Source organism: Flavobacterium sp. ALJ2 (assembly GCF_015594725.1).
GTDB lineage: Bacteria > Bacteroidota > Bacteroidia > Flavobacteriales > Flavobacteriaceae > Flavobacterium.
On sequence record NZ_JADNRC010000035.1, the window covers coordinates 1 to 3,999 of the forward strand.

A 3,999-nucleotide genomic window follows, 5' to 3' on the forward strand; every position below is an offset into this window, starting at 1 on the left:
GATTTATTTCTAAAAGAGAGAGGTTGTCTTTTTTTATAATGCAAAAAAAGGTCAAATAAATTAATTATTTATTTGACCTTTTGTGACCCGACTGGGGCTCGAACCCAGGACCCCATCATTAAAAGTGATGTGCTCTACCAACTGAGCTATCGAGTCGTTTAATTATCAAAGAAAGTATTTTGTTTAATCACAAAATTTGTGACCCGACTGGGGCTCGAACCCAGGACCCCATCATTAAAAGTGATGTGCTCTACCAACTGAGCTATCGAGTCATTATTATCAATGAATATTATGTTTGATCACGAGTTTCGTGACCACGGTGGGATTTGAACCCACACGCCCTTTCGAGCACCACCCCCTCAAGATGGCAAGTCTACCGTTTCTCCACGTGGCCTAAAAAAAAAGGCCAAGTAGTTATTACTCGACCTTATTTGTGACCCGACTGGGGCTCGAACCCAGGACCCCATCATTAAAAGTGATGTGCTCTACCAACTGAGCTATCGAGTCTTGCTATCAAGGAAAGTGTTTTTTATCACAAATTTTGTGACCCGACTGGGGCTCGAACCCAGGACCCCATCATTAAAAGTGATGTGCTCTACCAACTGAGCTATCGAGTCGTATTCTTTCCTTGAATGCGGGTGCAAATATAAGGAGTTATTTTTGAAGTTTCCAAGCAATTTTATTATAAATTTGTCTTTTTTTTGGAAAATTTTCCAATGTCTTAGTTTATAAGGTTTTATTAGTATGAAAAAAATTGTGTTATTAGGGTATATGGGTTGTGGTAAGTCAACAATTGCTCAAAAATTATCAAAAATTACAGAAGTTCCATTTTTAGATTTAGATAAATGCATTGAAAATAAGGTTAATTTAACCATAAATGAGATTTTTAATAAACATGGGGAGATATATTTTAGAAAATTAGAGCACGAAACTTTTTTAGAATTACTTCAATCTCCTGAAGAAATTATTATAGGATTAGGAGGAGGTACACCTTGTTATGCTAATAATCATGAATTATTGAATAATGAAGGAGTGATTTCTATTTATTTAAAAGCATCTATAAATACATTATATGGACGCTTACTTTATAATAAGAGTAAACGTCCACTTATTGCTGATAAAAACGAGGAAGAGATGAGAGAGTTTATAGCAACACATCTCTTTGAGAGAAGTTTTTATTACAATCAAGCCAAATATAAGGTGAATGTAGATGAGAAGACTATAGATGAAACAGTTTCTGATATTCTTGAGCTTTTAGCTTAAGAAGGCATAATCGTTATTGTTGTCATCAAATACAACTTGTACGTGTTCTAGTAATGATGTTGAAAGAGAGATTCCTTTAAAATCAGCTTTTACAGGGTACTTCTTGTGATTTCTGTCAACTAGAACGGCAGTTTTGAATTTTTTTAAGGGAACATCTAGAAAATGACGAACAGCATATATTAAAGTAGTTCCTGAGTTTAATACGTCATCAACAAGAACCAATCCTTTGTTGGCGTATTGATCTTTGGTAAGAGAGGTGCTTATAGGAGATTCGGGTTTTTGTTTGTTTATCTGCACTTCGCAAAGAGATACTTTAATAGAAGAGATAGATTCTAAAGCTATTGCTAATTTTTCAGCGAATATAAAACCATTGGATGCGATCCCAGCAATCACGATTTGATCATCCTCTACAAATGTTTCATATATTTGATAGGCAATTCGTTTAATTTTATGTTCGATTTCTTGATGTGTTAAGATGATGTTTTTGCTCATTGTGGTTGTTGTTTAAAATAATAAAATTAAGTGCATTTAGTTTCGGTGTTATTCTGACTCGTCTTCATCGTTAGTGATGTCGTTGCCAAATTCATCAATGTCCCTGCGATCTTTTTTAGTTGGTCTGCCTGTTCCGTTTTTTCGGTAATGTTCTTTGGATAGTTTTAGTAATTCCAAATGAGCATATGCTTCAGCGGGAGTTTCGTTTTTTCTATATATATCGACAAGCTTTGCACCAACTCTATTCTCTGGAATGTCGAGAACCGTTATGATTTGAGTGATTTGATCTTTTCGAAATGTAATTTTGTCTGTCGGAAAAACCTCTTTAGAAGGTTTTGCAACTTGACCATTCACAGTGACGTGGTTTTTTTTGCATGCCTCGGTGACCAAATTTCGAGTCTTGTAATAGCGCACGCACCATAGGTATTTATCTATTCTCATAAATTTTCAAAAATCGGAGTTAAATTCTTTACAAAAATAAATCAATATTGTATCTTGCGCACCTAAAAATCAACAATAATGAACAAAATTAAATATTATTTTATTTTAACTATTGCAACTCTCTCTCTATTTTCTTGTTCTAAAAGCGATTCAGCGTCTGTAGAGCCTTTAAGGGATTATAAGGTGCAGTATGAAACGGATATTGCTGATATTGAAGAATATTTAAAAAATAATTATATTATAGTTACTGATAAGCCTGGTGAAACTGAAGATCAAAATGTAAAAATTGAAAAAATTACTGATAAGACCAATCCAGATCAGAAACCTATTTGGAGTTATTTAAATAGTACTACGTTTCCAACTTTAAAATCTAAGATTGTAAATCTGCATGGTTTCGATTATACTTTGTATTATATGGTGTTGCGAGAAGGAGTAGGAGAATCACCATGTAATGTTGATGGGGTTTTGACTTCTTATAGGGGGACCTATCTAAGTAGAAATGCTGCGACAGCAACAGTGGATGCTTCTGTCGTAATAGCTACTCAGTTTGAAGAAGTGGTGTTTCCGCAGACTTTCTTGAATTTGTTTCAAACGATAAAAGGGTGGGGGGAAACTTTTCCGAATTTTAAAGTTGGTACTGCAGTAGGAGATCCTGGAAGTGGTGCGATAAAATACAGTGGTTTTGGAGCTGGAATTATGTTCTTGCCTTCGGGATTGGCATATTATGCTGGAGGTAGTGGGTCAATACCATCTTATACTCCTTTAGTTTTTAGTTTTAAATTATATGCAATACAACGTATAGATCATGATGGAGATGGAATTCCGTCATATCTAGAGGATGATGGAGATGGGTATGTAAGGGATTTTCGTAATAAAACAGAGTACCCTAATTGGACAGGTGATAATCCAGATGATACAGATAAGGATGGAATTCCAGATTTCTTAGATACTGATGATGATGGAGATGGGTATAGTACTAAATTGGAAATTACAAAACCTGCAGGTGCTCCAGGTCCGAGTAAGTATTATCCATTTAATCCAATTGGTGATATTGAGCCTCATGGAATACCGCAATTTGCTGAAACTGGAGAGCCAGATTATATTTCGCCAAAAAGACTTAGAATACATCTTGATAAAGATCATCATACTGCTAAGCCTATTGTTTCTGTAAAGAAGCCTTAGTTTTAAGGTTTAGATAAAAACGGCTACTATAAAATTATAGTAGCCGTTTTTTTATGTCCTTATATATAGGTGGAATATTCGACTTTATTATAATAGGAGGAGTTTTTCTAGGAGCTGTTTCCTGCTATCCGCTCCAATCTTGCCCTTTTTAAAAGAAAAAGGGCAAGGATTTTTGCTTCTCCCGATAGCTATCGGGAGAAGCAAAAATGCGCGAAACCCAAAGAAAACAGGGGGAGAGGATGTTGTGCTACGGAAATTACCTATAAAATATAAAAAGGAATAAGTTGTAAATGCGTTGTTATCAACCTGTTAATAAAAGATTGAAAAATAAACTTAAAAATGGGTTTAAAAAGCCTTGTTTATCTGTAAAAAGGTGTTAGTTTTGCACCCGCAAGAAACAAGACGTTCTTTTAAATACTGACAAGCAAATGGGATTAAAATGAAGGAATAAAAAACTTCAAAAAAGATTCTGATAAAAGCTTGTGAGATTAGAAAATGAAAGTTACATTTGCACCCCGCAAAACAAGTAAAGTTCCTTGATATACTGCTAAGACAAACGAAGAAAACGAGAAATAAAATTTCTTAAAAAAACTTCAAAAAAATCTTGCCAGTTAAAAAGGT

At 34.5% G+C, this 3,999-nt stretch carries 4 protein-coding genes and 5 tRNA genes; 2 read left to right on the top strand and 7 right to left on the bottom strand.

Translation table 11 applies throughout. The features are described 5' to 3' along the window. Positions 1–83: 83 nt before the first annotated feature. From IUY40_RS18955 to IUY40_RS18975, 5 genes are all read right to left on the bottom strand, one after another. A tRNA-Lys gene (locus IUY40_RS18955) sits at positions 84–156 on the bottom strand. Positions 157–199: 43 nt separating this feature from the next. Next, a tRNA-Lys gene (locus IUY40_RS18960) sits at positions 200–272 on the bottom strand. 39 nt (positions 273–311) lie between these two features. After that, positions 312–394: transfer RNA gene (locus IUY40_RS18965), tRNA-Leu, on the bottom strand. Positions 395–434: 40 nt separating this feature from the next. Beyond that, positions 435–507, bottom strand: a tRNA-Lys gene (locus IUY40_RS18970). A gap of 37 nt (positions 508–544) precedes the next feature. Further along, positions 545–617, bottom strand: a tRNA-Lys gene (locus IUY40_RS18975). Between the two features lie 127 nt (positions 618–744). On the opposite strand from IUY40_RS18975, the gene IUY40_RS18980 reads away from it, so the two are divergent. Next, entirely contained in the window at positions 745–1,263 is a 519-nt protein-coding gene (locus tag IUY40_RS18980) for a shikimate kinase (protein ID WP_195738427.1), read from the top strand. On the opposite strand, the gene IUY40_RS18985 is transcribed toward IUY40_RS18980, so the two are convergent. After that, the gene (locus IUY40_RS18985; protein ID WP_195738428.1) at positions 1,255–1,755 is read right to left on the bottom strand and encodes a phosphoribosyltransferase family protein; all 501 of its coding nucleotides are present in this window, start codon (positions 1,753–1,755) and stop codon (positions 1,255–1,257) included. The two genes, IUY40_RS18980 and IUY40_RS18985, sit on opposite strands and share 9 nt — an antisense overlap. A gap of 48 nt (positions 1,756–1,803) precedes the next feature. Then, entirely contained in the window at positions 1,804–2,196 is a 393-nt protein-coding gene (locus tag IUY40_RS18990) for an RNA-binding S4 domain-containing protein (protein ID WP_195738429.1), read from the bottom strand. Positions 2,197–2,274: 78 nt separating this feature from the next. Between IUY40_RS18990 and IUY40_RS18995 the strand changes: the two genes are divergently transcribed. Continuing rightward, complete coding sequence (locus tag IUY40_RS18995) at positions 2,275–3,378, top strand: FKBP-type peptidylprolyl isomerase (protein WP_195738430.1); 1,104 nt, start codon at positions 2,275–2,277, stop codon at positions 3,376–3,378. Positions 3,379–3,999: the final 621 nt, after the last annotated feature.